Source organism: Streptomyces sp. NPDC006643 (assembly GCF_042870175.1).
Lineage (GTDB): Bacteria > Actinomycetota > Actinomycetes > Streptomycetales > Streptomycetaceae > Streptomyces.
The window spans coordinates 205,978-230,874 of record NZ_JBIAHA010000006.1 but is presented as its reverse complement, the minus strand read 5'-3'; the positions used below and the strand labels follow the sequence as shown (position 1 = coordinate 230,874).

The following is a 24,897-nucleotide window of genomic DNA, read 5'->3' as shown; positions in this document are numbered from 1 at the left end:
TTTCAAGAAGCTACCCACGAAGCCACCGAGGAGCGTCACGCCGTGCCGACATCGCCCCCAGCGGTCACCCTCACGAAGAGCGGTCCGCCGCGCCCGCCGTCCGTCCTGCGCGACACCGCGTTCCTCAGGCTGTGGACGGGCGCCACGGCGTCGGGTCTGGCGACCTGGGCGCTGCCGTTCGTGCTCGGCCTCGCCGTTCTCGACCGCACGCTGTCGGCCACCGGGCTCGGCCTGCTGCTGGCCGCCCGGACCGCCGGATTCCTGCTGGCCGTTCCCGTCGGCGGGGTACTGGCCGACCGGCACTCCCGCCGGGGAGTCGTCCGCTGGTCGAGTCTGGCCGCCGCCGGCGCGGCCCCGCTGATCGCGGCCGGCCTCGGCACCTCACTTGCGCTGATGTGCGTCGCCGCCGGTGTGGCCGGCGCCGGGCAGGGCGCCTGCCGGCCGGCCTTCCAGGCGCTGACGGCGGAGGTCGTCGACGCCGGCCGCAGGCAGCAGGCGAACGCCGCCATGACCCTCTCGGTCCGCGTCACCACCCTGACGGGGCCCGCGCTGACGGCCCTGCTCGGCACGGTGCTCGACATCTGGGCCCTGCTGCTGGGCGTCGCGCTCCTGTGGCTCGTCGCGGCACTCGTCCCGGCCGCCGGCGCCCGGGACCTCCCCGTCGCCGCGCGCCGACGCACGGCGTTCTTCACGGAGTTCGCCGACGGGATACGCGAAGCGCGCAGGCACCCGTGGTTCCTGACGACGCTCGGCGCGCTCACGGCGGTCATCGCGACGGGCTACTCCGCCACGGGGGTGGCCCTGCCCCTGGTCAGCCGGGACCGGTACGCGACCGGTGTGCTGCTCGCCGCCGCGACCACCGCGTACACCGCGGGCGCCCTCGGCGGCGCCCTGCTCATGGCCCGCTGGCGCCCGCGCGCCCAGGGCTGGACCGCGCTCGCCGGGCTGGCCGCGTACGGGTTCGCGCCGCTGAGCCTGGTCTTCCCCGTGCACCCGGCCGTGGTCGTGGCCGCCTACGTCGTCGCCGGGTTCGGTATCGAGCTGTTCAACGTGCCCTGGTTCACCGCGACCCAGCGCGAGGTGGCGCCGGACCGGCTCGCCCGGGTCACCTCGCTGGACTTCATGCTGTCCTACGGGCTGGCGCCGCTCGGCCTCGTCCTCATCGCGCCCGCCATCGACACGTTCGGCCCCCGGCCGGTACTGGCCGGCTGCGCGCTCATCTGCTTCCTGGCCCCGGCCCTGGCCGCGCTCGTGCCGAGCGCGCGGCGTTTCTCAGCCGTGCGGTGACGGAGGCTCGCCGGGCGGCGTACGGAGATGGGCGCGCGTCCCCTGCGGGCCGAACACGATGAGCAGTTCGACCGCGCCGCCGTCGGCGCTGCCCAGCCAGTGCGGCAGGGACGTGTCGAACTCGGCCGCCTCGCCGGGCGACAGCGTCAGATCGCGGTCGCCGAACAGCAGCCGCAGACGGCCGTCGAGCACATAGAGCCATTCGAAGCCCTCGTGCGTCTGCGGGGTCGGGGCCGGCGGCTTCTTCCGGGCCGGGATGATCATCTTGAACGCCTGGGAGCCGCCCGGTCGCCGGGACAGCGGAATGAAGACCATCCCGAACCGCCGTACCGGCTTCAGATGGATCCGGGGATCGCCGGTGCGCGGGGCGCCGACGAGATCGTCCAGCGGCACGTCGTACATACGGGCCAGCGGCAGCAGCAGCTCCAGCGTCGCCCGGCGCCGCCCGCTCTCCAGCCGGGACAGGGTGCTCTCCGACACACCGGTCACCGCCGCCAGTCCGGCGAGGGTGATGCCGCGCTCACGCCGCAGTGCGCGCAGCCGGGGCCCCACGGCGTCGAGTACGTCATCCGCTTCGCGGTCCACCCGATCATCTTGCCAGAACCGCAAGTTTCCGTGCCGGATCGGGCGGTCCGGGACAAGACTGCCGGGGACAAGACCGAGATCACGGCCCGGGGACGTGGGCGGAGCGCCGAGGTCACCGACCACGTCCTGATCGTCCGCCGTACCGCGTGAGCGCGGCCCGGCTCTCCTCAGGAGGCACCATGTCCACCACCCCCCGCCGCTCCCGGCGCGACACTCCGCCGCCCCGGACCGGGAACACCGAGGCCGAGGTTCTGCGCGGCTTCCTCGACTATCTGCGCCACTCGATCGCCGCGAAGGTCGAGGGCGCCCCCGAACCGGCGGTCCGGACCGCGGGCGTCCCGTCCGGTACGAATCTGCTCGGCCTGCTCAACCACCTCGACGGCGTCGAGCGCGCGACCTTCCTCGGGGAGCGGATCACCGACTGGCCGTCGACCTTCCGGGCCGACCCCGCCGACAGCGTGGCCGATGTCGTCGCCCGCTACCGGGAGACGGTCGAGCGCGCGAACGACGTACTCGACGGGTGCGCCGACCTCGGCGCACCGCTTCCCCGGCCCAACGGCCCCGCCCCCAGTGTCCGTTGGGCACTCGCCCATCTGATCGAGGAGACCGGCCGGCACGCCGGGCACGCGGACATCCTGCGCGAACTCGCCGACGGCGCGACCGGACGCTGACCGCGTCGGCGCGGCGGGTGCCGATGAACGGGTGACCCGTGTCACATAGTGGGGCCATGGAGAGGTCTGTGAGACGGCCCCCGACAACGGCTGATAGGCGCTGTTCTCTCGCAGTTGGGTCTGGGTTAGCGTCGTCAGTCGAACACGGCTTTGCCTTGCACGGCTCCGGTGGCGTTCGTCCCCGGACACCGATGGGGAGGTACCTGTGCGCGCTCTCGTGTATCTGGAACCGGGTTCGGTCGAACTGCGGGAGCATCCCGCGCCCCGCGTCGGCCATGACGACGACGTGGTGGTGAGGATCGTCGGCACAGGCATCTGCGGGACCGACCGGAAGATCCTGCTCGGCCGCTTCCCCGCCCGCCCCGGAGTCGTGCTCGGCCATGAATCGGTGGGCCTCGTGGACGAGGTGGGCGCCCAGGTGCGCTCGCTCGTACCGGGCGACCGTGTGGTGGTCAATCCCACGCTGTACTGCGGATGGTGTGTGCCCTGCCGGCGCGGGGCGACGAACTTCTGTCGCCACAAGGCGGGTACGGAGGTCGGGGTGGACCGGGACGGCACCTACGCCGACCAAGTGGTGCTGCCCGAGCGCTTCGTGCAGCGGCTCCCCGACGACATGCCGTTCCGGCGGGCGGTGCTCATAGAGCCGCTGGCCTGCGTCATCAACAACGTGCGGGCGGCGTCCCTGACGGTGGACGACACCGTCGCGGTGCTCGGCGCCGGACCCATCGGCACGCTCACCGCGATGGTCGCGGCCCGGACCGCCCGCCGTGTCACGGTCGCCGAGACGGACGGCTACCGGCTGGCCTCGGCGCGCCGGCTCTTCCAGTACGTCGTGGACGTGTCCGGTGCGGACTCGGCCGAGGCGGTGGTCAAGGCCTCGGGCGGCGAGCGGCCGTCCGTGGTCTTCGACACGACCGGATCCGCCCTCGGGGCGGCGCTCGGCATGGTCGACGACGGAGGCCGGATCGTCGTGATGGGTTTCGACGACGGCTACAGCATGCCGTTGACGCCCCTCCAGCTGACCAACCGCGGCATCAGCGTCATCGGCGCGGGGGACTTCCGCGGCGACACCTTCCCCGTGGCCGTCGACCTGGCGGCGGAGCTGGAGCTGGAGCAACTGGTGACACATGAGTTCCCACTGGAGTCGTACGACGAAGCCCTCGGCGCGCTCGGGGGAATCGGCGGGGCCGGAGGCGGGGCCGGTGACACCACGGCGGGGCGGCGGTACGACGCCATGAAAGTGGTCCTGCGCTCCGACCCGCGCCCGAGCGGCGCCGACGGCTGGCCGGTGGTCGCGTGAGCGAGCTGCGGCTGGGATCGATGGAGTCCGGCGGGACGAAGATCGTCTGTCTGGTCGGATCGGCACCCGACCGGATCGAGGAGGAGATCCGGTTCCCCACCGGGGAGCCGGCGCCCACGCTGGCCCGAGCGGTGGCCTTCTTCGAGAAGGCCGCGGCTGCCGCCCCGTTGGACGCGGTGGGCGTCGCGTCCTTCGGCCCCCTGGAGCTGCGCCGCTCGCACCCCGGCTACGGACGCCTGGCCCCCACCCCCAAGCCCGGCTGGACCGGCACCGACATCGTCGGCACCCTCACGGCCGCGCTCGGCGTCCCCGTCGGCATCGACACCGACGTCAACGGCGCGGCGCTGGGCGAAGGCCGCTGGGGCGCGGCGCGCGGCTACGGCACCTATGTGTATCTGACCGTCGGCACCGGTATCGGCGGCGGCGCGGTGATCGCCGGGCGCGTCATCAACGGCCTGGTGCACACGGAGATGGGACATCTGACCGTGCCGCGCGTCAAGGGCGACGACTTCCCCGGCACCTGCCCGTTCCACGGGGACTGCTGGGAGGGGCTGGCGGGCGGTGAGGCGGTGGCCGCCCGCTGGGGCAGCCCCGCCGAGCAGCTGACGGGGGAGACCCTGGACCGCGCGCTGCGCATGGAGGTGGCCTACCTCGCCGCCGGGCTGCGCAACATCGTCTACACCCTCGCGCCCGAACGCATCGTGATCGGGGGCGGGTTGGCCGTACTGTCCGGGCTCTTCCCGATGCTGCGGGCGGAACTCGCACGTACTCTCGCGGGCTACCCGGGGCTGCCCGAGCACTCCTCCGACGACTTCGTGGTCCCCGCCGCGCTGGGTCAACAGGCCGGACCGGCGGGCGGTCTGGTCCTGGCGGAGCTGGCCGCCCGCGACGCGGGCTGATCCGGATGGGCGGCGGCGGCCGGTTCGGTCTGGACGGCGCCACCTGGCGGTGGCTGACGCGAGAGGCCCTGCCGGGCAGGGGCATCGACGGTGTCAGCCGGCTCAAGGGCGGGTCCACCAACGAGATGCTGCTGCTCACGACGGCCCGGCGCGACGCCCGCGACATCCGCGACGGGCGGTACGGGGCGTACGAGCGGTATGTCCTGCGGCGCCACCGCCCGAGCGGGACCCGTACGCACCGGAACACCTGCGCCGTGGAGGCCGCGCTGCTGCGCCGGGTGGCCGCCACCGTACCCGTGGCCGATCTCGTCGCCGCCGACCCGTACGGACAGGCCACGGGCGCGCCCCTCCTGCTCTACCGCTATGTCGAAGGTGTCCCTCTCGACACACTGCTGGCCCGGCGCCCCGGGGCCGTCGAGGCGGCCGAACTGGGCGCCGCCGTCGGCGAGACGCTGGCCCGGATCTCCCTGGTGGAGCTGGCCGGGCCGGGCCACTTCCACGACGAGACGCTGACTCCGGCCGGCTCGGCGCGCGACACGGAACTGCTTCCCTTCGTCGAGCGGTGTCTCGACAGCGCCGCCGCCGACTGCCCCCTCACCGCGGCCGACGCCGACGCGCTGCGCGGGCTCGCCGCCCGCACCGCCCACCGTGTCGCGGCCGTACGCGGCCACGACCGGCTGGTGCACCACGACTTCAACCCCAAGAACGTGCTGGTCACGCGGGAGAGAGGCCGCTGGCGCGTAGGGGCCGTGCTGGACTGGGAGCAGGCGTTCGGCGGATCGCCGCTGTACGACGTGGGGAACATGCTGCGCTTCGCCCATCTCTACCCACCGCGGTTCGCCGAGGGCTTCGTCGCCGCATGCCGCGACGGAGGCGTCGACGGCGACGGAAACGGTCTTCTGCCGCCGGACTGGCGCGCACTCAGCAGGGCACTCGATCTTTTCACCCTGGCCGACATTCTCACCGCGCCGCCGGACGAGGCGTATTTCCTCCGTGCGCGCGACGCGCTGCGCCGGCACCTCGCGGAAGAGTCGGCGCGGCTTCGGGAATGAACGGCCCGGCAATTGATAACTGAATATTCCGAGCGTGGTTCCGCGGCGCTTTTGGCCGGTACTCGTCCGTAAGGGGAGAGTTACGCTCTGGTCTTCGAATCGCCGAGCGGTTAGCCTTCCTTGAGGCCGAATGATCCCTTTGCTTGCGAGAGGATTTCGCAGTGGATATTGAGGCGAGACTGACTCCGACCCCGACGGTCAAGTGCAATGGAACGCCACCCACTCCGGAACAGCAGGAAGGGCCGTACTACAAGCCCGACACCCCTCATAAGCCCAACTTCCGGGCGGATGTCGAAGGGGGTACGCCACTGCTTCTCCACGGCCGTGTCGTCACCTCGGACGGAAAGCCCGTCGGCAAGGCCCTCCTCGATTTCTGGCAGGTCGGGGACGAGGGGGAGTACGACGAGGAGGGCTTCCGACTCCGGGGCCATCTCTTCGCGGACGACGACGGAAAGTGGCAGCTGGAGACCGTACTGCCGGCCGTGTACCCCGGCCGGACGCGCCACGTGCACGTCAAGGTGCAGCCGCCCGGCGGAGAGGTGCTCACCACGATGCTGTATTTCCCGCAGGAGCGGCGCAATCACCTCGACAAGTACTACCGGCCGGAATGTCTGATGGATGTGGTGGACGCCCCCGAGGGGTGGGACGCCTCATTCACCTTCGTGCTGGACATCTGATCCCGACCCGCATCCCGGCCGTCCGTCCGGGGTGATTCGCCGGGTGATCCGCCTGGCAATCGCCGCCATACTCTGTGCGCTGAGGGGGTACGCGCGTGGTCGACTTGAGGCGTGTTCAGGACTCGATTTACTATCCGGTCAGCGACTATTTGATGGATCATGGCGAAGGAATCTATCTGTACGACGCCGACGGCCATCAATACATCGACTGCGCGTCCGGCACGTTCAATCTCAGCCTCGGCTACAGCCATCCCGAAGTGGTCAAGGCGCTGCGAGACCAGGTCGAGAGACTGGTCCATGTGACGTCGACGTTCCAGACGGGACCGGTCAACGAACTCGTCGGACGGCTGGTCGAGATCACCCCCGAGAATCTCACCAAGGTGCATCTCAAGGTCTCGGGGGGATCCACCGCCAACGAAGGGGCGGTGAAGATGGCTCAACTGGCCACCGGGCGACGGGACGTGGTCACGCTGTTCCGCAGCCATCACGGTCAGACGATGATGACGACGACCATGTCGGGCGAGTCCTTCCGCAAGGCGCCCTTCCCCCACCTGATGCCGGGCGTTCTCCAGGTGCCGGACCCGTACTGCCTGCGGTGCTTCTACCGGCAGACCCCGGACACGTGCGGACTGCTCTGCGTCGAACGGATCCACGACTTCCTCGACCACGCCGGCTCCGGCAGTGTCGCGTGTGTCGTGGTGGAGCCCATATCGGGCAGCGGCGGGAACATCGTGCCGCCCGACGGGTATCTCGCCGCGCTGCGCGCCCTGTGCGACGAGCGGGGGATGGCGCTGATCTTCGACGAGATACAGACGGGCATCGGGCGGGTGGGCCGGATGTTCGCCGCGGAGCACTACGGTGTCCGCCCCGACATCCTCACCACCGGGAAGGGACTGGGCGGCTCCGGGGCCCAGGTCGCCGCCATCGTGGCCGACGAGCGGATGTCCGGGCTCGACGCCGACCACCACTCCTTCACCTACGGCGGGAACACCCTGGCCGCCGCTGCCGCCGTGGCGACCCTGGACGTGATCGCCCGCCCCGGCTTCCTGGAGAACGTGCGCGCCGTCGGGGCGTACGTACTGGACCGGCTCCACGCGCTCGCCGCGGCCCACCCCTGCGTCGTCGACGTCCGGGGCCTCGGTCTGATGATCGGCATCGAGATCGGGGACGCGGACGGCCGCCCGCACAGCGAACGGGCCCAGGCACTCGCCAAGCGGGGCATGGCACACGGCCTGGTCCTGCGGACCTCCCGCTACGGACGCGGCAACGTCATCAAGATCAGACCACCGCTCGTGCTCACCCGGGCCGAGGCCGACCTGCTCTGCGACCGGCTCGACGCCCTGTTCACCGCGGAGGCGGCATGAGGACACAGCAGGAGGGACACCGTATGCGGGAGTACGTCGTGGCGCTCGCCTCGTCGGTACGCGAGGCGGTGCTGGCCGCGCGGGACCAGGCCGGCAGCCGGCTCGTACGAGGCCATTCACCGGGCGGCGACGCGCAGTTCGGGCTGGACGACGTCGCGGAGGCGGCCGTCTGGAAGTACGTCGCCGAGGCGGGCCTGCCGGTGGCCGTCTACTCCGAGGACCGCGGCCTCCAGTTCCACGGGGAGCGCCCCGAGCACCTGCTGGTCGTGGACCCCATCGACGGCACCCGGCCGGCCGTCGCCGGGCTGGAGTCGGCGACCGTCTCGGTGGCCGTCGCCCGGATCCGCGACCGCCCGCGCATCGCCGACGTCGAGCACGCGCTCCTGATGGAACTGGCCACCGGCGCCTATCTGTACGGCGACCGGGACACCGACAGCGTGCAGGCCCACGGGTACGGCCCGGCCGTCGTACCGGCGCTGACCACGAACACCGACCTGTCGCGGATGTTCTGGTCCATCGAGTTCAACGGTCACCCGGCCCGTCTGATGACCGCTGCATACGGCCATCTCATCGACCGCTCCGCCAACACCGGTGGCGTCTTCGTCTTCAACAGCGCCACCTACTCCATCTCCCGGCTGCTCACCGGTCAGCTCGACGCCTACGTCGACATCGGCAACCGCCTGCTGCGGGACACCCCGGCCCTGCTGCCCGAGTTCGAGCGCGCCGGCAACGGGCGGGTGCTGCATCTCTTCCCGTACGACATCGCGGCGGCGGTGTTCCTCGCCGAGAAGGCCGGCGCGGTCATCACCGACGCGTACGGCGAACCCCTCGGTGAGACGGCGCTGACGGACCTGAGCGTCGCCAACCAGCGCTCCTGCGTGGCGGCTTCGACCCCCGAACTGCACCAGGCACTGCTGGAGGGCATCACATGGCAGGTCTGACCCGGCAAGGACAGCCCGGCGGCCCGGACAGCGAGACCGGCGAAGCCGCCGACGACACGGCCGAGTTCCGCGCCCTGCTGGACCGGCTCTCCGACAAGGCCACCGAGGACTACTACAACCCGTTCACCACCTTCGACTGGCCCCGGACGATCCCCACCGACGAGTTCTGGATGTCCCCGGAACTGCTGACCGTCCACGGCACCGATGTGCTGGACTCTCTGACGCACCGTCAACTGCTCGATCTGAGCCGCTGGGAGAGCGTCCACTTCTACAGCCTCAACGTGCACGGCATCCGCGAGCTGCTGATCGAGGTCATGCGGCGCGTCCACACCCCGGGCTTCCGGGCGCCGTCGGAGTTCTTCCACCACTTCATCGGTGAGGAGAACGACCACATGTGGTTCTTCGCGACGTTCTGCCTCAAGTACGGGGACAAGATCTACCCCGACAAGAAGCTGCGCCTGCCCGAACCGCCGCACGACCCGGCGGTCGAGAACTTCCTGGTCTTCGTACGCATCCTGGTCTTCGAGCAGATCGTCGACCACTACAACGTGCGCCTGGCCGCCGACGAGCGGCTGCACCCCACCATCCGCCATCTCAACCGCCTCCACCACCAGGACGAATCCAGGCACATCGCGTTCGGGCGGCGCCTGGTCGAGCTGCTGTGGCGGCGACTGCGTACGGCGCAACCGGACGAGGACGTCCGCCGGGCCACCGGTGACTACGTCGGCCGCTACATCGCCACCATGATGGAGTCCTTCTACAGCCCCGCCGTCTACCGCGACGCGGGGATCCCCGACGGCTTCGCCGTACGGAAGCGGCTGCTCGCGCACCCGGCCCGGCAGACCGCGCACGCCCAAGTCCTGCGCAAGACAACGGACTTCCTCACCCGGATCGGGGTCCTCGATGCCGGGCGCTGACGCCGTCGGCCGGGGGGCGTCCTGGACCGCCGAGCGCGGACTGGCCATGTTCCGCGAACCGGCGACCCTGCTGATCCGCGCCCTGGACGACGTGTTCGCGCGATGGGGCGCGGAGGCCGGCGCCGAGCGGATGTCCTTTCCCCCGCTGCTGCGGACGGACGACCTCCGTACGCTGGACTACTTCGCCAACTTCCCGCATCTGGGCGCCCCGGTCTCCCGCATCAGACCCGACCGGCTCGACCACCACACCACGACGGCCCCGGACAGCGGCCCCGTCGCGGCCGAGGACCTCGCGGACGCCCACCATCTGCTGCCCTCGGCCGCCTGCTACGGCTGCTTCGTGCACCTCGCGGGCACCGCGACCGACACCCCGCTGCACATCACCACCGTCGCCCAGTGCTTCCGCCACGAGGACCACTACGACGGACTGCGCCGGCTCTGGGGCTTCACCATGCGCGAGATCATCTGTGTCGGCTCCGCCGAGCACGCCCGCGACCATCTCGAACGGCACCACAAGCGGCTCGCCCTCTTCGCCGCCGCCCTCGGCCTCGATCTGGTCCGAGGACCCGCCACCGACCCCTTCTTCCAGCAGGACGGGGCGCGCGGCATCATGCAGCGGCTGGCGCCGGTGAAGGACGAGTACACGTACCCGGACGGCACCGCCGTCGCCTCCATGAACCGGCACCGCAACTTCTTCGGCGAACGGTGCGCCATCCACTACGCCGGACAGCCCGCCCACACCAGCTGTGTCGCGTTCGGGCTCGAACGGTGGGTGCACGCGCTGGACGAGCGCTACGACGGGGACCTGCGCGCCGCCGCCGAAGCCGTGACACGGGCCGGGGACGCCTGATGGACCGGCTCCGGGCCGCTCTCGGTCTCCAACTCCCGCTGATCCAGGCTGGCATGGGAGGTGTCGCGGGCACCCTGCTCTGTACGGAGGTCTCCCGGGCGGGCGCCGGCGGCACCCTCGCGCTCTACAAGGAGTCCCCCGGCCGGATACGCGAAGCCGTCCGCGAGGTCGCCGCCGCCACGTCCCGTCCGTTCGGCGTCAACCTCGTCCCCGAGGTGATCTCCCCCGAGCGGTGCCGTGCCCAACTCGACGCGGCGCTCGACGAGTTGCCCGCCAACGGTTACGTCACCACCTTCGGACTCCCCGGCGCCGACGCGGCCCGCGACGTGGCACGCGCCGGCCGCTCCCTCGTGGTGCAGATCGGCACGCCAGACCAGGCGACCGCCGCGCTCCGGCTGGGCGCCGATGTGCTCGTCCTCCAGGGCACCGAGGCCGGCGGCCACCTCCTGGGCGAACTGCCGGTGAGCGAGCTGCTGTCCGTGGTCCGGACCCGGCACCCCGATGCCGTGCTCGCGGTGGCGGGCGGCGTCGCGACGGGCGCGGATCTCGCACGGGTACGGGGCGAGGGGGCCGACGGCGCGATGGCGGGCACCGTGTTCGTACCCACCCCGGAGTCGACCGCCCACCCCCTGTTCAAACGACGGATCGTCACCGCCCGCGCGGACGACACCGTCGTCACCGGACGCTTCGACATCGGCTGGCCCGGCCGCCCGCACCGCGTCCTGCGCAACACCCTGACCGAGCGGAGCCGGCGCCTCCCCGCGACCTTCATCGCCACCGCGCGGGTGGACGGGGGCCGGGTCCCCGTACCGCGCTACAGCGCCACCGTGCCGGGAGCGGGGACCGAGGGCCGGATCGAGGAGATGGCCATGTACTGCGGCACCTCCTGCGAACGGGTCGCCGCGCGGGACACGGCCGCGGTGGTGGTCCGGCGGATCCGCGACGAGTACGAGTCCGAGTACGAGCACGAGACGGAAGGCGGCACATGGACAGCGCGCTCGCACCGATAACCGACTGGCTGCGCGACCGGAACCCCGAGATCGAGGAGATCCCCCTCGATCTCGACCTGGTGGAGAGCCGGCTGGTGGACTCCCTCGGGTTCATGGAGTTCATCCTGCTGCTGGAGGACCTGGTCGGACACGAACTGGCCCTCGACACCCTGGACGTGGACCACTTCCGTACGCTCCGCGCCATTCAGGACAACTTCCTCTCCGCCACCCCGAGTCCGCAGCGCACCTCCTGAACGCGTCTCCCGGAGCCACCCATGAGGCACGGCCGGATCGTCTCCCTCCATATCGCCCCCGCGCCCGGGGCGCCCACCCGCTCGCTGACCCAGGCCACCGCCGTGACCGGCCGCGGCCTCGAAGGGGACCGCAACTACTGGCCGGGCCAGGGCCCGCGCCCGCGCACGCGCGGCGCGGGCCGCGCCTCCGGCGTCTGCGACCTCACGCTGATCGAGTACGAGGCCCTGGACGCCCTCACCCGGGAGACGGGCATCGAGCTGTCACCCGCCGAGTCCCGGCGCAATGTCGTGTGCCGGGGGGTGCGCCTCAACCCGCTCGTGGGAGCCACCTTCCGGGTGGGCGACGTCGTACTGCTCGGGCTGCGCCTGAGCGAGCCGTGCGCCCGGCTGGAACAGCTCACCCGCCCCGGACTGATCCGCGGGCTGATCCACCGGGGCGGCCTGCGCGCCGAGATTCTCCGGGGCGGGCCGATCCGCGTCGGAGACGCCGTACACCCGGCGCCCACCGCTCCACCTCTCCTGTCGACCGAACGGAGAAGCAGCCGGTGACCGACACCTGGGAAGCCCGCGTCCACATTCCGGCCGCGTCCCCCGCCCCACTGCGCGCGGCGGTGGGGCGGGCCCTGACCACCGCGACCGCGCTGCGAGTTGAGATATCCCTGTCGTGGGAGGGGCCGCACCTGCGCATCGTGGGACCCGTGGGCGTGGGCGGACCGAAGGCCGCCGGCGCACTGCTGGCGGACATCGCCCGAGGACTCACCGAAGCCGAAGCCGGAGCCGACGCCGAAGCCGACGCCGGAGCCGCCCCGCGCCCCCGTCCGCCCGCGCCCCCGCCCGGGATCCTCGCCGCACAAGTCGCCACGGCCGTACGGCCGTACCCTCCCGGCGCCGTGCACGGCTCCCCGGCCGAGGTCGGCGCCCAGGCCCTGCGACGACTGCTGCGCTCGCTGGGCAGGGACCCGCGCGCCGACCTCGCCGTACTGCTCGACGACGGACTCGTCGGGGTCGACGGTGCGCCAACTCCGTTACGCCCCAAGGTGGTGCTGGACTCGACGCGGGCGCCCACGGTGCCGGACGGCTGGCTCCTCCAGTCCTGGACATGTCTGGCGGCGGACGCCGTGCACTGCGCGGTGCGGAGCGTCCGCGGGCGCCCCACCCTGTGTGTGACGGCGCCTCAGGAACTCGTACCGGAGCCGCGCCTGGATCTGTACGCCGCCGTGTGGGCGGACGCCCTTCTCGGTCCCGGAACTCCCGCGTTTGTCGCCGGCCCCCTGCGGGTTCGTCCGTGATCCGTAACAGACGGATCTTGCGGGGCTTTCGTATGTCTTCATGGGTGCACGGCATCGGCGGAGACTGCGAAGGGGCGGGCGGACATGACACGGCGCAGGACACGGGGATGGCACGGCCGGCTGCTCACCGCGGCGCTCGGGGTGACGGCGCTGGCGGCGGCCACCTCGATGTGGACCGCGACGGCCAACCCCTCGGGCGGACAGCCCTCGCAGGCGGGTGTCTCCGTGCCGGACGGCCAGGACCGGAAGGTGACCAAGGTGGCGGCGGACATCGCGCACGCCTCGGAGGCCGGTGACCGGGGCGTCAACATCACCATCGACGACGGGCCGGACCCCAACTGGACGCCGCAGGTGCTCCAGTTGCTGGAGGACAACGGGGCGAAGGCCACGTTCTGCCTGGTGGGCCCGCAGGCCGAGGCGTACCCGGACCTGGTCAAGAAGATCGTGGCGGACGGCCACCGGCTGTGCAACCACACCGTCTCGCACGACACCGCCATGGACGGCAAGTCCGAGGAGTACCAGTCCAAGCAGATCCTGGACGCCGAACGCATGATCATGAAGGCGTCCGGCGGCGTCCGGTCGCAGTACTACCGCGCCCCCGGCGGTGCCTTCACCCCGTACAGCCGCCAGCTCGCCGCGTCCCACGGGATGCGACCGCTGGGCTGGAACGTGGACTCCAGGGACTTCGAGCGCCCCGGCGCGGACGTGATGGTCGCCACCGTCAAGAGCGAGATCGCCAACGGGCCGACCGTCCTCTTCCACGACGCGGGCGGCGAACGCTCCCAGACCGTTGCCGCGCTGCGCGAGGTCCTGCCGTGGCTGAAGCAGGAGGGCTACACCTTCGGCTTCCCCGTCCGGTAGGGCCTGTCCCGGCGTCCTTCACACGCCGTGCCGCCCCGCGGCCAGCACCGCCGTGAGACCCTCGCGCAAATCCCTGACGAAGTACTCGGGGACCTCCAGCGAGGGGAAATGCCCCCCGACCCCGGGTGACCTCCAGCGGACGATCTGCCGGTACCGCTCCTGTGCCCAGGGGCGCGGACACTTCTCGACGTCACCGGCGTACACGCTGATCGCCGACGGGACGTCGACGCGGAGTCCGGGGTCGAGCGAGTTGTGGCTCTCGTAGTAGATACGGGCCGCCGACGCGCCGGTGCGCGTCAGCCAGTACAGCGTGACGTCGTCGAGAATCCGGTCCCTGGAGATCGTCTCGAACGGGCTGTCCCCGGTGTCCGACCACTCGGCGAACTTGTCGAGGATCCAGGCCAGAAGCCCGACCGGTGAGTCGACCAGCGAATATCCGACGGTCTGCGGCCGGGTCGCCTGCTGCTTCGCGTACGCCGCGCGGTGGAGCCAGAAATCGCGGGTCTCCTCGGTCCACCGGCGCTCGGTCGCCGTCAGTCCGTCCGTCGTCAGACCGGGCGGCGCCTGCGCGAGCGTGGTGTGGATGCCGAGCACCCGCTCCGGGAACCTGCCGCCGAGGATCGCGGTGATCACCCCTCCCCAGTCGCCCCCGTGGGCCAGGAACTTGCCGTAGCCGAGCCTGCCCATCAGTTCCACCCAGGCCGCCGCGATCTTCTCGGTCCCCCACCCGGTGGTGGCCGGCTTGTCGCTGTAGCCGAAACCGGGCAGCGACGGGACCACGACGTGGAACGCCGGCGCGGCTGGGTCCTTCGGATCCGCCAACTCGTCCACCACGTCGGTGAATTCGGCGATGCTGCCCGGCCAGCCGTGCGTCAGGATCAGCGCGGTGGCGTCCGCGCGGGGCGAGCGACGGTGCAGGAAGTGGATTCCCAGACCGTCGACGGTCGTACGGAACTGGCCGATCCCGTTGAGCCGCGCTTCGAACGACCGCCAGTCGTACCCGGTACGCCAGTAATCCACGACCTCGGCCAGGTCGGCGAGGGGAACGCCCTGGTCCCAGCGGCCCGCGCCGGGCCCGTCGCGGTGAACCGTCTCCGCTTCCGGCAGCCGCGCCGCGGCCAGTCGGGCGCGCAGATCGTCGAGGTCGGCGTCGGTCGCGTGGGCTTCGAATGCCTCCACGTCGCTGATCGGACGGTTCATATGCCCTCCTGGTCATCGATGGAACCGGCTAAGACGGTTCTAGCAGATCCCGATATCGACGGGCAACCGGCTAAGGTGGTTCCATGCGCGCTCCGTTTCCCGACTTCCGCCTCGGCAAGGTCCTGGCGACCAGCTTCACGGGGACGCTCTCGGAGCGTCGCGGCAACGCCGTGGAGCGCATCCCCACGCCGGAGCGGCTGGTGGACTGGCTGGCGGTGAGCGGCCTCGCCGTGGAGTCCTGCACCACCGCCCAGCTCGAACGCGCCCGTGAGCTGCGGGAGTCGATTCACGCCGCCGCGACAGCCGCCGCGCGTCGCGACCCGCTGCCCGCGTCCGCCGTCGACGTCATCAACGACTTCAGCACTCGGGGCCGGGCGGCGGCTGTCCTGACGCCCGAGGGTGAACGGCGCTGGCGACTCGGGCCGACGTCCTCCGTGGAGGACGCCCTGGGCGTGATCGCCGCCGACGCGATCAGTGTCATCGCGGGCGAACGGGACGGAAAGCTGGCTCTGTGCGCGTCGCCGACCTGTCAGGCGGCCTTCTTCGACACCAGTCAGAGCCGCACCCGCAGATGGTGTGACATGAACACGTGCGGGAATCGACAGAAGAAGGCGCGCTTCAACGCCTCCAGGCAGGAGAGCCCCGGACCGGCGAAGTAGGCGCCGCCGCCGGTGTGTTCGGTGTGGCCCATGCGTCCGGTGTGGCCCGTGCGTCCAGGCGTGCCCGCCTCGTCCACGGCCCGGTTCCGCAGACCGAAACGACTGTCAGTTCAGAGTTTCCTGAATCCACGATTCTGTGTATGGTCGGCGTATGCTGAACCTTGCTTCCGACATCGAGGTGCTGGCCCGCTTCGGGCGCGCGCTGGCAGACCCCATCCGCTGCCGTCTGCTGCTCGCGCTGCGTGAAGCCCCGGCATACCCGTCCGACCTCGCCGAGGCGCTGGGGATCTCCCGGACCCGGCTCTCGAACCATCTCGCCTGTCTGCGGGACTGCGGACTGGTGGTCACCGTTCCCGTCGGCCGGCGCGTCCGGTACGAACTGGCCGACGACCGGCTGGGGCACGCCCTGGACGATCTGCGCGCCGCCGTGGTCGCCGTGGCCGACGACCGTACGTGCCCGGACGCGGAAGACAAGGGCTGCTGCTGATGGCGGTCCAGCCGGCCGTCGGAGCCTTACCGGCGCGACGGGACGTCCTGACTCGTCGCATCCGCCTGCTGGTCGCCGCCACCATCGTCTACAACGTGATCGAGGCGGTGGTCGCGCTCACCGCAGGCACCCTGGCCTCGTCAACGGCCCTGATCGGCTTCGGACTTGACTCGGTGGTGGAAGTGTCGTCCGCCGCGGCGGTGGCCTGGCAGTTCTCCGCCCGGGACCACGCCGTACGCGAAGCGCGCGAGAAGCGGACGCTGCGGATCATAGCCGTGTCCTTCTTCGCGCTCGCCGCGTATGTGAGTGTGGACGCCGTCCGCGCGCTGGCGGGCGGTGGCGAGGCGGACAGCTCGGTCCCCGGCATCGTGCTGGCGTCGCTGTCACTGGCGATCATGCCGTTCCTCTCGGCCGCCCAGCGCCGGGCGGGCCGCGAACTGGGCTCGGCCTCGGCCGTCGCCGACTCCAAGCAGACCTTGCTCTGCACCTATCTCTCCGCCGTCCTGCTGCTGGGCCTGGTGGCGAACGCGACCCTGGGCTGGTCCTGGGCGGACCCGGTGGCGGCCCTGGTCATCGCGGCCGTCGCGATCAAGGAAGGCAGGCAGGCGTGGCGCGGCGAAGGCTGCTGCGCCCCGGCCGCCGTCACCGACAAGTCCTGCGGCTGCGCGTCCGGCTGCGGCTGCCACAACTGACCCCGATCCGGGCGGCGTTGCCGCTCCACTGAATCTCCGACGGCCTCCGGAGCCGCCGTACGACAGGCGCCGGGTCGCCGCCGCGCGCCCTGCCGCGCTCCGTCATGCCCTGCCGCACCGCCGCCGTACGCGTACCCGTACCCGTGCGCGTATCCGTAACCGTACGGCCCGGCAGCTCCGGCGGCTCCGGCATCGAACGAACATCCCGCACCCGTCCCGCCCTGCTGAGGAGCAGATATGAGCATGCCCGAAAACAGTTCGACCGATCAGAAAGCCCCGGCCGACGGCCGGTTAGTGCGTCGCCGCTGGCTCGCCCTGGCCGCCCCGGTGTTCGGGCTGATGATCGTCGGACTGGACGCGACGATCCTGACCGTCGCGCTGCCGACACTCGCCACCGATCTCGACGCGACGACCACCGAACTCCAGTGGTTCACGGACGGCTACACCCTGCCCTTCGCGGGTCTGCTGCTCGCGATGGGTGTGCTGGGTGACCGGATCGGCCGCCGACTCGTCCTGATCGGGGGCCTGTTGCTCTTCGGTGTGGGCTCCGCGCTCGTCATGGCGGTCGACACCCCGAACGGTCTGATCCTCGCCCGTGTCGTGATGGGCGCCGGAGCCGCGGCCATCACCCCGCTCGCGCTGTCGATCGTGCCGCTGATGTTCCCGCCGGAGGAGCGGTCCCGCGCCATGGCCATCGCCACCGCCGGATTCGCGCTCGGGCTGCCGCTCGGCCCGCTGGCGGGCGGCTGGCTGCTGAGCAACTTCTGGTGGGGCTCGATCTTCCTCATCAATATCCCGGTGATCGTCGTCGCCGTCGTGGGCATCCTGGTGTTCGTCCCGGAGACGCGCGACCCGAACGCGAAGCGGCTCGACCTCGTCGGTGTCGCGCTGTCCCTGGTCGGTGTCTCGGCCTTCGTGTACGGCGTCATCGAGGTGCCGAACGCGGGCTGGTCCGACCCCCTCGTACTGCTGACGACGATCGGCGGGCTCCTGCTGATCGTGCTGCTCGTCGTCTGGCTGCGCCGGGCCGCCAACCCGCTGGTGGATCTCGGGTTCTTCCGCAACGCCCGCTACACGTGGTCCACCGTCGCGATCTCCTCGGTGATGTTCATCCTCTTCGGCGTCCTGTTCGTCGTGCCGCAGTTCCTCCAGCAGGTCCAGGGCAAGGACGCCATGGACACCGGTCTGCATCTGCTGCCGATGATCGGGGCCCTGATGGTCGCCGCCGGGGTCGGCGGACGGCTCGTGGGCCGGATCGGTACGAAGGCGATCGTCGCGATCGGCATGGTGCTGTGGGTCGTCGGACTCGGCCTGCTGGCGACGGTGGACGCCGACACCGACTTCCTGCTCACCGGCACGGCGCTGGCCGTGATGGGCGCCGCTCTCGGCTTCACCATGCCGACCACGCTCGACGCCATCCTCGGCTCGCTGCCCGAGCATCAGATGGGAGCCGGTTCGGCGCTGGCCAACGCCTGCCGGCAGATCGGCGCGTCCGTCGGCGTCGCGGTCCTGGGCAGTTCGCTGAACTCGGTCTACCGCGCCGACGTCGAGGACGACATCCCCGCCGCCCTCCCGGCCCCCGCCCGCGAGGCGATCGGCGACAACGTGGCCGGGGCCGCCAAGGCGGCGGAGAGTCTGCCCGGCGAACAGGCCCGTGCCATCACGGAGTCGGCGCGCGACGCCTTCGTCGCCGGGATGTCGACGGTGGCGCTGATCTGCGCCGCGCTGGCCGCCGTCGTCGCGGTGCTCGTGGTGGCGCTGCTGCCCGCCCGCGCGGCGAAGGAGCAGGTGCCGGAGGGGCAGCCGGCGAACGCCGAACGGGCCACCGCGTAGCGGTACATGGGCGGTACGGGGGTCCTCCCCTCGTACCGCCCCTGCCGCGGCCCAGGCTCAGCCCGGGGCCGGTTCAACCCGGCTCAGGACGACCGGTGTTCGCTCTCCAGCGCCTCCTTCAGACGCTGGAGAGTGACCTTCATCGTCCCGCGGTTGTGCGTGGCCCGGTCATGGACGCCGCTGACGCGCGGGCCGATGAAGTGCATGAGCCGCCCGCGCTGGTCGGTCCAGGTCTCGGTGACCTTCGTCCCCTTCCCGGAGTCGAGAGGCTCGAAGCGGTAGCTCCAGATGGCGATACGCAGGCCGACCGCACGGGCGAGGAAGGTGAACCTCTCGCCCGGGTCGGCCACCGTCACCGAGCAACTGGTCGACCAGGGACGGGCCTTGGCGGAGACGTTGTGGCCGGTGAAGCGCGTACCGACCCGCAACTCCCGTGCCGTCCCCCGGTCCTTCACCTCGCCGCCCGTGCACTCCGGGCTCCAGCGGCCCATCTCGGCGACGTCGGTGACGGTGTCGTACACGACACGCGGAGGGACGGCTATCTCTATCGTCTCGGACACCTGCTCGGTCATGTGCGCCTCTCTCATACGGCGGTCATACGGCGGTCATGGCGGGCGAATACGGCTGGCGTACGGCGGTCATACGGCGGGGCAAACAGAAAAGCCCCCGTGCGTCGCACGAGGGGCGGTCATCGGCAGATCCAGTCGCACACGGCGGCGAGGGCTCCGACTGCCAGGAGGGCCACGGGGGCGGTGGCCAGCACGCAGGCCGCGCCGAACACCACTGAGGACGTGAGGGAGCTACAACATCGGACGTTGGTCAGCAGATGACGGCGCCTCGCGGCCACCGGGCAGCGCGAACCGGCCGCCGTCTCGGGGCTCTTGCCCGGCGCCATCCGGGCCAGGGCCTGCGCGATGGTGAGGCGCCCGCACTTCACCCGGGCCGCGCAGTCCGCGCGCATCTCGATCAGATTGCCGATGCGGTCGCCGAAGCGGGCGGTGAACTGTCCACGGGGCAGCGTCGTGCAGAGCGCCTCGCTCAACTGCGTGAGCAGATGGTGGCGTTGGCGCAGATGCGCCTGCTCGTGCGCGAGGACGGACTGCACCTCCTCGCGGGTGAACTCGGCGAGGACGACGTCCGAGATGACGGCGTGGCCGCGGCGCGACCAGCGGCCCGGGACGCTGTAGGCGAGCGGCTGCCGGCTGGGCAGTACGACCGCCGACAGATGCTGGGCGGCGTACCCGAACAACTCCAGCAGCATCAGGTGCCGTTCGCGGCGCCTGCGCGCCAGCCGGCCCACTTCCACGTACGCGGTGACGACCCGCGCGATGAAGACCCAGGCGAAGCCGACGGCCGCCGCGTCGGCGGGCAGCCGCAGGGTGCGATGGGCCAGATTCTCGTCCAGTTCGGCGAACAGCCCGTACGTCGCGCACACCAGCGCGCTCAGCCCGCCCACGTAACCGGCGAGCCAGAGGCATAACGCCGCGCACGGGGCCCGCCCGGGCCAGTCCGCAGTGGTCACGACGGTGGTCGCCGTGGTGATCAGCAGGACGGACAACAGCACAAGACAGAGCGCATCCACGTAACCCCCCGTTACATCGATCATTCTTCGACGCGCCACCCGGCCGAACGACCCCTCGTTCAGCCGGCCGCCGCACCCCTGCGGCAGTCGCGCGGTACCTGCTTCACCCCGGTGTGTCGCGGTCCTGCTGGTCGAGCGTCTCCTGCTGATGAAGCGTCTGGACCAGCGCGGCCCGTGCCTCGGGGCTGATGACGTCGACGAAGCGGAGCATCGCCTCGTGCTCGTCCCCGGCGATGCCCAGAGCGTCGGTCATGAGCTCGGTGAACATCTCCTCACGGGTGGCCACGGCGCTGAACCGGTGCGCCCGGGTGTGCGAGTCCTGGGTGATCAGACCCTTCCGCGCGAGGCGCTGAAGGGTGGTCATGACGGTCGTGTAGGCGAGCTGCCTCGCGGCCAGCGCCTCGTGCACCTCGCGCACGGTCTGCGGCTCACCGGACTGCCACAGGCAGTCCAGAACCGCTCGCTCAAGGTCGCCGAGTCTCGCCATGGCGAGCAGCATAGGACATCCGGCGGCCCTTGACTATCCACGTAGTACTACTGCGATAGTAGCCATCGCCGCGGTCGGGCTCCTTCGCCGATGCCCGACCGTGTGCCGTGCTCTCTCACTGCCCGAAATCCAGGGGGATTCTTCATGGAACTCGCCGCCATGCTCGGCTGTCCGGACACCGCCTTCCGCCAGCCGGCCCACGAATGGGAAGCCTCGGTGACCGAGGCGCTGCGGGGCTCCTTCGCCGCGCACGCCGAACACAACGCCTTCTACCGCGCCCAGGCCGACGCGCTGGGCGTCAAGCCCGACGACATCGCGACCCTCGCCGACCTGGTGAAGATCCCGCTGCTGCCGGTGCGGATGTTCAAGCAGCCCGACGCGCATGTCCTGATGACCGCGTCGCTGGCCGATGTCGAGCTGGAGATCCGCAGCACCGGGACCGGCGGCGTGCCCAGCGTCGCGCGCCGCGACGTGAGAACCGTCAGCCGGGTGATGGGCGCGATCTTCGCCCAGTACCGGGAGTTCTTCCAGGTCGGCAAGGGCGCGGGGCTCTTCCTGTGTCCGTCCACGGCGGAGACGCCGGAGATGGGCATGGTCAAGGCGTTCAACGTCCTCAACGGGCTGCTCGACGTGCACGCCTACGTGGTGCGCGACTACGCCTTCGACCCGCAGGAGGCCATCGGTCTGCTCGACGGCTGGGAGGAGTCGATGACGCGCCACATCATCGGCCCGCCGTTCCTCGTCGGCCGGCTGCTGCGCTTCCTCGAACTGGAGGACATCACGCTCAAGCTCGACCCCGACTCGCTGGTCATCACCCTCGGGGGCTGGAAGCGGTACACCGGCGAGAGCATCAGCCGCGAGGAGTTCAACGCCAAGATCGAGAAGTATCTCGGCATACCCGCCGACCGGGTCCGCGACATGTACGGCATGATCGAGTCGAACATGCTGGCCATGGAGTGCGAGCACCACCGCAAGCACGTGCCGCCGTGGTCGTACATCAGCATCCGCGACGTCGAGAACACCGATGTCGAACTGGCCCCGGGCAAGACCGGCGTGATCGCCCTGCTCGACGCGCTCAGCTCCGGCTACCCGGCGTTCATCCTCAGCGAGGACGTCGGCGAGGTCGACCACACGCCGTGCCCGTGCGGCCGGACCGGTCAGACGGTCTCCTTCCGCCGCCGCCTCCAGGGCGCCGAACTCGGCTGCTGCGCGGTGAGCATCGAGAAGTTCATCGACAGCCAGGAGATCGTCGCCGACTGCGAGGTCCCCGCCGTCGCCGCCACCTCCGTGGAGGGCTGACGCGTGCCGCGCTACAGCCCCACCGTGGTGGACCACTTCACCACCCCGCGCAACGCGGGCGAGCTGGAGAGCCCCGACGTACGGGCGTTCATCGGCAATCCGGTGTGCGGAGACCAGATCATGCTCACCGCCGCCGTCAGCGACGGCCGGGTGACCGAGATCCGCTTCCGTGCCCACGGCTGCGCCGCCTCCCTCGCGGCGGCCAGCGTCATCACCGAGGCCGCCCTGGGCAGCGAACTGACGGAGCTGGAGGCGTGGGACGACGAGCGGGTGGCGGACCTGCTCGGCGGACTGGCCCCCGATCAGCGGCATGTGGCCGCGCTCGGCCGGCAGGTCGCCCACCGACTGGTGACCAACCACCGGGACGGAGTGGACGATGACGCGCCCCTCATCTGTGCGTAGCGGGCCCGCGCCCGCGTCCGTGTCCGTGTCCGCACCTGCGCCCGCGTCCTGGCCGGGGCCGGTTTCGGGCCCGCCCGGCATCTACCTCGACCACGCCGCCACCAGCCCGGTGTGCCCCGAGGCGGCCGAGGCCGTCCTGCACGGCATGTGCGTCACCGGCAACCCCTCCAGCCGGCACGCCGCGGGCGACGAGGCCAAGGAGGCGCTGGAATCCTCCCGCGCGCAACTGGCCGCGCTGCTCGACTGCGCGCCGGACGACGTCGTCTTCACCGGCGGCGGGTCCGAGTCCGACGCGCTCGCCGTCCTCGGTACGGTCCTGGCCGCCGGCGACCGCCGCGTCCATGTGATCACCACGGCGATCGAGCACTCCGCCGTCCTCGAATCCTGCGCGTTCGCCGCCGAGTTGGGCGCCGAGATCACCATCCTCCGGCCGGATGCGCGCGGTTGGATCGACCCCGACGACGTACGGAACGCGCTGCGCCCGAACACCGCGCTGGTGTCCGTGATGCACGCCAACAACGAGACCGGTGTCGTCCAACCGGTCGCCGACATCGCGGAGATCGCCCACCGCGCCGGCGCGCTCCTGCACACCGACGCCGTGCAGACCGCCGGCAAGACGAGCCTGGCGGGCATCGGCGCCGACCTGGTGTCGGTCTCGGCGCACAAGTTCTACGGCCCCAAGGGCGTCGGCGCCCTCAAGGTCGCCCCGGGCGTACGGCTGTCCCCACTGATCCGCGGCGGCAGCCAGGAGCACGGACTGCGCGCCGGTACGGAGAACGTCCCCGGCATCCTCGGCATGGCCGCGGCGGCCACCCAGGCCCTGTGGCACCTCCGCGACCCGGACTTCGACGCGCACCGCCGGGCACTGCGGACCGCCCTGCTCGCCGGGATACGGGAAGCGGACGGCGTCCGGGTCAACGGCGAGGGCGCGCCGTGCGTCCCGGAGACGCTGAACGTCTCGTTCGACGGCGTCCGGGGCGACACCCTGGTCGACGTCCTGGCCGTGCACGGCATCTGCGTCTCGGCCGGCTCCGCCTGCCACGCGGGCAGCGACGAGCCCTCGCACGTCCTGACCGCCATGGGTGTCCCGGCCGAACGGGCGCGCGCCTCCGTGCGGTTCAGCCCCGGCCGTACGACCACGCTCGCCGATGTCACCGAGGCCGCCGCCGCCACCGTCGAAGCCGTCGGCAAGCTGCGCGCCCTCGGCCCGGCGTCCGTGCCGCGACCCGGCCACGCCCAGGGGGCGGGCCGATGACCGACGTCACCGACCAGTGGGCGCTCGCGCCCCCGCACACCGCCCGCGAGGCACCGTACGTGGCGACACCCGACCCCGCCGCCGCGGCGCTGGTCGCCCTGGACGCCCCCGTACGGAACCTCCAGATGCTGGAACTCCAGATCTCCGGCGGCGCCACCGAGATCTATCTGGCGCACCGGGCCCCGGCCGGTCAGGACGGCAGCTTCGACGCGCTGCCCGGCAGGCGGGACGGGGACCCGACACAGGTCTCCAACCGGCGTCTGCTGAAGGAGATCATCACCCAGGCGCACGCGGCGGGTCTGCGGGTGCATCTCGGCGCCGACGCGCCCGCCGTGCCCGCCGGGGCGCGGGCCGCGTTCCTGGCCCATGTCGAGCAGGGCGTCGAGGCGGGCGCCGACACCGTCGTCGTCGGCGCGCTGCCGACGGCCCGGTGGGTCGCCGACGCGTGGCCAGAGGTCCCGCTGGTCGCCGGCGCGGCCCTCGGGGTGACGACCGTCGCGTACGCCCGGCATCTCCAATCCGCCTACGGGGTACGGCGGGTGGTGCTGCCCCACGCGGCGACGCTGGACGAGATCGCCGCGTTCTGCGCGGTGGACGGTCTTGAGGTGGAGGTGCCGGTGCAGACCGGCTCGGGAGCCGACTGCCACCACTGCCGGCTGCCCGACCAGAGCGGTTCGGGGCTGGGCTGCCGGGCCGGCTACCAGGAGCAGGTGTCGATCGGCCCCGGCCCGGACGATCTCGGCGGGTTCCTGGACGGCTTCCTGGACGGGGCGTCCGACTGCGCCCTGTGCGACGTCCCGTCGCTGGTGGCCCTCGGCGTCGCGGCCCTCCAGATCCCGGGCCGGGAGAGCCCCATCGTCCGCCAGAACGCCAAGGTGACCCAGATGTACCGGCGGGCGCTGGACGGCGTGGCCAAGGGCTGGAGCACCAAGCAGACGGTCGCCGACATCGACCGTACCGAGCTGACCTGGCAGATGGGCTGGGTGCCGCGCATGTGCGAGCAGGAACGCTGCCGCTTCCGCGACACCGCGGCGCGCCGCGCCCATGTGTGAACCGTCGCTGCGT

The 24,897-nt window shown here is 71.5% G+C and carries 28 protein-coding genes; 23 read left to right on the top strand and 5 right to left on the bottom strand.

The annotated features are described in order from the left end of the window. Positions 1–42 precede the first annotated feature (42 nt). Entirely contained in the window at positions 43–1,287 is a 1,245-nt protein-coding gene (locus ACFYNU_RS10815) for an MFS transporter (RefSeq protein ID WP_356587709.1), read from the top strand. On the opposite strand, the gene ACFYNU_RS10810 is transcribed toward ACFYNU_RS10815, so the two are convergent. Continuing rightward, positions 1,273–1,872 (bottom strand): XRE family transcriptional regulator, encoded by a 600-nt coding sequence (locus ACFYNU_RS10810; protein ID WP_356587707.1) that lies wholly within the window; start codon positions 1,870–1,872, stop codon positions 1,273–1,275. The two genes, ACFYNU_RS10815 and ACFYNU_RS10810, sit on opposite strands and share 15 nt — an antisense overlap. Positions 1,873–2,051: 179 nt before the next feature. On the opposite strand from ACFYNU_RS10810, the gene ACFYNU_RS10805 reads away from it, so the two are divergent. The 14 genes from ACFYNU_RS10805 to ACFYNU_RS10740 all read left to right on the top strand — a co-directional run bounded on the left by ACFYNU_RS10805 (position 2,052) and on the right by ACFYNU_RS10740 (position 13,936). Then, positions 2,052–2,543: a DinB family protein gene (locus tag ACFYNU_RS10805; RefSeq protein ID WP_356587705.1), complete on the top strand. Its 492-nt coding sequence runs from the start codon at positions 2,052–2,054 to the stop codon at positions 2,541–2,543. Between the two features lie 205 nt (positions 2,544–2,748). After that, positions 2,749–3,843 (top strand): alcohol dehydrogenase catalytic domain-containing protein, encoded by a 1,095-nt coding sequence (locus tag ACFYNU_RS10800; protein ID WP_356587703.1) that lies wholly within the window; start codon positions 2,749–2,751, stop codon positions 3,841–3,843. Further along, positions 3,840–4,742 (top strand): ROK family protein, encoded by a 903-nt coding sequence (locus ACFYNU_RS10795; protein ID WP_356587701.1) that lies wholly within the window; start codon positions 3,840–3,842, stop codon positions 4,740–4,742. The genes ACFYNU_RS10800 and ACFYNU_RS10795 overlap by 4 nt, the downstream gene beginning before the upstream one ends. A gap of 5 nt (positions 4,743–4,747) precedes the next feature. Next, positions 4,748–5,794: a phosphotransferase gene (locus tag ACFYNU_RS10790; RefSeq protein ID WP_356587699.1), complete on the top strand. Its 1,047-nt coding sequence runs from the start codon at positions 4,748–4,750 to the stop codon at positions 5,792–5,794. A gap of 161 nt (positions 5,795–5,955) precedes the next feature. Further along, complete coding sequence (locus ACFYNU_RS10785; RefSeq protein WP_356587697.1) at positions 5,956–6,471, top strand: dioxygenase; 516 nt, start codon at positions 5,956–5,958, stop codon at positions 6,469–6,471. A 152-nt stretch (positions 6,472–6,623) separates the two neighbouring features. Continuing rightward, a complete protein-coding gene (locus ACFYNU_RS10780) occupies positions 6,624–7,835 on the top strand; it encodes an aspartate aminotransferase family protein (RefSeq protein WP_356587695.1) in 1,212 nt (403 codons plus the stop codon). Further along, complete coding sequence (locus ACFYNU_RS10775; RefSeq protein WP_356587693.1) at positions 7,832–8,776, top strand: inositol monophosphatase family protein; 945 nt, start codon at positions 7,832–7,834, stop codon at positions 8,774–8,776. Before ACFYNU_RS10780 ends, ACFYNU_RS10775 begins: the two co-directional genes overlap by 4 nt. After that, positions 8,764–9,693, top strand: coding sequence for a diiron oxygenase (locus tag ACFYNU_RS10770; protein WP_356587691.1), 930 nt, complete (start codon positions 8,764–8,766; stop codon positions 9,691–9,693). Before ACFYNU_RS10775 ends, ACFYNU_RS10770 begins: the two co-directional genes overlap by 13 nt. Then, on the top strand, positions 9,680–10,543 hold the full coding sequence (locus tag ACFYNU_RS10765; RefSeq protein ID WP_356587689.1) for a hypothetical protein: 864 nt from the start codon (positions 9,680–9,682) through the stop codon (positions 10,541–10,543). Before ACFYNU_RS10770 ends, ACFYNU_RS10765 begins: the two co-directional genes overlap by 14 nt. Then, positions 10,543–11,553, top strand: a complete 1,011-nt coding sequence (locus tag ACFYNU_RS10760; protein ID WP_356587687.1) for a nitronate monooxygenase — start codon at positions 10,543–10,545, stop codon at positions 11,551–11,553. Before ACFYNU_RS10765 ends, ACFYNU_RS10760 begins: the two co-directional genes overlap by 1 nt. Then, complete coding sequence (locus ACFYNU_RS10755; protein WP_356587685.1) at positions 11,529–11,786, top strand: acyl carrier protein; 258 nt, start codon at positions 11,529–11,531, stop codon at positions 11,784–11,786. Before ACFYNU_RS10760 ends, ACFYNU_RS10755 begins: the two co-directional genes overlap by 25 nt. A gap of 21 nt (positions 11,787–11,807) precedes the next feature. Continuing rightward, a complete protein-coding gene (locus ACFYNU_RS10750; protein ID WP_356587683.1) occupies positions 11,808–12,335 on the top strand; it encodes an MOSC domain-containing protein in 528 nt (175 codons plus the stop codon). Next, positions 12,332–13,075, top strand: a complete 744-nt coding sequence (locus tag ACFYNU_RS10745) for a hypothetical protein (protein WP_356587681.1) — start codon at positions 12,332–12,334, stop codon at positions 13,073–13,075. The genes ACFYNU_RS10750 and ACFYNU_RS10745 overlap by 4 nt, the downstream gene beginning before the upstream one ends. A gap of 84 nt (positions 13,076–13,159) precedes the next feature. Beyond that, positions 13,160–13,936 carry a polysaccharide deacetylase family protein gene (locus ACFYNU_RS10740; RefSeq protein ID WP_356587679.1) on the top strand — a complete coding sequence of 259 codons (777 nt, stop codon included), beginning with the start codon at positions 13,160–13,162 and terminating at the stop codon, positions 13,934–13,936. A gap of 18 nt (positions 13,937–13,954) precedes the next feature. Here ACFYNU_RS10740 and ACFYNU_RS10735 read toward each other — a convergent pair whose 3' ends face one another. After that, positions 13,955–15,136, bottom strand: coding sequence for an epoxide hydrolase family protein (locus tag ACFYNU_RS10735; RefSeq protein WP_356587677.1), 1,182 nt, complete (start codon positions 15,134–15,136; stop codon positions 13,955–13,957). A gap of 83 nt (positions 15,137–15,219) precedes the next feature. Between ACFYNU_RS10735 and ACFYNU_RS10730 the strand changes: the two genes are divergently transcribed. The 4 genes from ACFYNU_RS10730 to ACFYNU_RS10715 all read left to right on the top strand — a co-directional run bounded on the left by ACFYNU_RS10730 (position 15,220) and on the right by ACFYNU_RS10715 (position 18,807). Beyond that, positions 15,220–15,795 (top strand): CGNR zinc finger domain-containing protein, encoded by a 576-nt coding sequence (locus ACFYNU_RS10730; protein ID WP_356587675.1) that lies wholly within the window; start codon positions 15,220–15,222, stop codon positions 15,793–15,795. Positions 15,796–15,946: 151 nt separating this feature from the next. After that, positions 15,947–16,282: a metalloregulator ArsR/SmtB family transcription factor gene (locus tag ACFYNU_RS10725; protein WP_356587673.1), complete on the top strand. Its 336-nt coding sequence runs from the start codon at positions 15,947–15,949 to the stop codon at positions 16,280–16,282. After that, the gene (locus tag ACFYNU_RS10720; protein WP_356587671.1) at positions 16,282–16,974 is read left to right on the top strand and encodes a cation transporter; all 693 of its coding nucleotides are present in this window, start codon (positions 16,282–16,284) and stop codon (positions 16,972–16,974) included. The genes ACFYNU_RS10725 and ACFYNU_RS10720 overlap by 1 nt, the downstream gene beginning before the upstream one ends. A gap of 237 nt (positions 16,975–17,211) precedes the next feature. Beyond that, positions 17,212–18,807, top strand: a complete 1,596-nt coding sequence (locus tag ACFYNU_RS10715; RefSeq protein WP_356587669.1) for an MFS transporter — start codon at positions 17,212–17,214, stop codon at positions 18,805–18,807. 83 nt (positions 18,808–18,890) lie between these two features. On the opposite strand, the gene ACFYNU_RS10710 is transcribed toward ACFYNU_RS10715, so the two are convergent. The 3 genes from ACFYNU_RS10710 to ACFYNU_RS10700 all read right to left on the bottom strand — a co-directional run bounded on the left by ACFYNU_RS10710 (position 18,891) and on the right by ACFYNU_RS10700 (position 20,876). After that, positions 18,891–19,379 carry an SRPBCC family protein gene (locus ACFYNU_RS10710; protein ID WP_356587667.1) on the bottom strand — a complete coding sequence of 163 codons (489 nt, stop codon included), beginning with the start codon at positions 19,377–19,379 and terminating at the stop codon, positions 18,891–18,893. A gap of 116 nt (positions 19,380–19,495) precedes the next feature. Then, positions 19,496–20,413, bottom strand: a complete 918-nt coding sequence (locus ACFYNU_RS10705) for a M56 family metallopeptidase (protein WP_356587665.1) — start codon at positions 20,411–20,413, stop codon at positions 19,496–19,498. 79 nt (positions 20,414–20,492) lie between these two features. Continuing rightward, positions 20,493–20,876 carry a BlaI/MecI/CopY family transcriptional regulator gene (locus ACFYNU_RS10700; protein ID WP_356587663.1) on the bottom strand — a complete coding sequence of 128 codons (384 nt, stop codon included), beginning with the start codon at positions 20,874–20,876 and terminating at the stop codon, positions 20,493–20,495. A gap of 144 nt (positions 20,877–21,020) precedes the next feature. Between ACFYNU_RS10700 and ACFYNU_RS10695 the strand changes: the two genes are divergently transcribed. Genes ACFYNU_RS10695 through ACFYNU_RS10680 form a run of 4 tightly spaced genes read left to right on the top strand, consistent with a single transcriptional unit; the run spans position 21,021 to position 24,884 of the window. Then, complete coding sequence (locus ACFYNU_RS10695; RefSeq protein ID WP_356587661.1) at positions 21,021–22,175, top strand: hypothetical protein; 1,155 nt, start codon at positions 21,021–21,023, stop codon at positions 22,173–22,175. Between the two features lie 3 nt (positions 22,176–22,178). Then, positions 22,179–22,577: an iron-sulfur cluster assembly scaffold protein gene (locus ACFYNU_RS10690; protein WP_356587659.1), complete on the top strand. Its 399-nt coding sequence runs from the start codon at positions 22,179–22,181 to the stop codon at positions 22,575–22,577. Between the two features lie 25 nt (positions 22,578–22,602). Continuing rightward, a complete protein-coding gene (locus ACFYNU_RS10685; protein WP_356587657.1) occupies positions 22,603–23,832 on the top strand; it encodes a cysteine desulfurase family protein in 1,230 nt (409 codons plus the stop codon). Further along, complete coding sequence (locus ACFYNU_RS10680) at positions 23,829–24,884, top strand: U32 family peptidase (RefSeq protein ID WP_356587655.1); 1,056 nt, start codon at positions 23,829–23,831, stop codon at positions 24,882–24,884. Before ACFYNU_RS10685 ends, ACFYNU_RS10680 begins: the two co-directional genes overlap by 4 nt. Positions 24,885–24,897 lie beyond the last annotated feature (13 nt).

Bases quoted from the DNA above. Each gene is read 5' to 3' on its own strand.
- ACFYNU_RS10805 (WP_356587705.1), top strand. From the start codon at position 2,052: ATGTCCACCACCCCCCGCCGCTCCCGGCGCGACACTCCGCCGCCCCGG.
- ACFYNU_RS10790 (WP_356587699.1), top strand. From the start codon at position 4,748: ATGGGCGGCGGCGGCCGGTTCGGTCTGGACGGCGCCACCTGGCGGTGG.
- ACFYNU_RS10780 (WP_356587695.1), top strand. From the start codon at position 6,624: ATGGATCATGGCGAAGGAATCTATCTGTACGACGCCGACGGCCATCAA.
- ACFYNU_RS10775 (WP_356587693.1), top strand. From the start codon at position 7,832: ATGAGGACACAGCAGGAGGGACACCGTATGCGGGAGTACGTCGTGGCG.
- ACFYNU_RS10770 (WP_356587691.1), top strand. From the start codon at position 8,764: ATGGCAGGTCTGACCCGGCAAGGACAGCCCGGCGGCCCGGACAGCGAG.
- ACFYNU_RS10765 (WP_356587689.1), top strand. From the start codon at position 9,680: ATGCCGGGCGCTGACGCCGTCGGCCGGGGGGCGTCCTGGACCGCCGAG.
- ACFYNU_RS10760 (WP_356587687.1), top strand. From the start codon at position 10,543: ATGGACCGGCTCCGGGCCGCTCTCGGTCTCCAACTCCCGCTGATCCAG.
- ACFYNU_RS10755 (WP_356587685.1), top strand. From the start codon at position 11,529: ATGGACAGCGCGCTCGCACCGATAACCGACTGGCTGCGCGACCGGAAC.
- ACFYNU_RS10750 (WP_356587683.1), top strand. From the start codon at position 11,808: ATGAGGCACGGCCGGATCGTCTCCCTCCATATCGCCCCCGCGCCCGGG.
- ACFYNU_RS10740 (WP_356587679.1), top strand. From the start codon at position 13,160: ATGACACGGCGCAGGACACGGGGATGGCACGGCCGGCTGCTCACCGCG.
- ACFYNU_RS10735 (WP_356587677.1), bottom strand. From the start codon at position 15,136: ATGAACCGTCCGATCAGCGACGTGGAGGCATTCGAAGCCCACGCGACC.
- ACFYNU_RS10730 (WP_356587675.1), top strand. From the start codon at position 15,220: ATGCGCGCTCCGTTTCCCGACTTCCGCCTCGGCAAGGTCCTGGCGACC.
- ACFYNU_RS10725 (WP_356587673.1), top strand. From the start codon at position 15,947: ATGCTGAACCTTGCTTCCGACATCGAGGTGCTGGCCCGCTTCGGGCGC.
- ACFYNU_RS10720 (WP_356587671.1), top strand. From the start codon at position 16,282: ATGGCGGTCCAGCCGGCCGTCGGAGCCTTACCGGCGCGACGGGACGTC.
- ACFYNU_RS10715 (WP_356587669.1), top strand. From the start codon at position 17,212: ATGAGCATGCCCGAAAACAGTTCGACCGATCAGAAAGCCCCGGCCGAC.
- ACFYNU_RS10710 (WP_356587667.1), bottom strand. From the start codon at position 19,379: ATGACCGAGCAGGTGTCCGAGACGATAGAGATAGCCGTCCCTCCGCGT.
- ACFYNU_RS10705 (WP_356587665.1), bottom strand. From the start codon at position 20,413: ATGATCGATGTAACGGGGGGTTACGTGGATGCGCTCTGTCTTGTGCTG.
- ACFYNU_RS10700 (WP_356587663.1), bottom strand. From the start codon at position 20,876: ATGGCGAGACTCGGCGACCTTGAGCGAGCGGTTCTGGACTGCCTGTGG.
- ACFYNU_RS10695 (WP_356587661.1), top strand. From the start codon at position 21,021: ATGGAACTCGCCGCCATGCTCGGCTGTCCGGACACCGCCTTCCGCCAG.
- ACFYNU_RS10680 (WP_356587655.1), top strand. From the start codon at position 23,829: ATGACCGACGTCACCGACCAGTGGGCGCTCGCGCCCCCGCACACCGCC.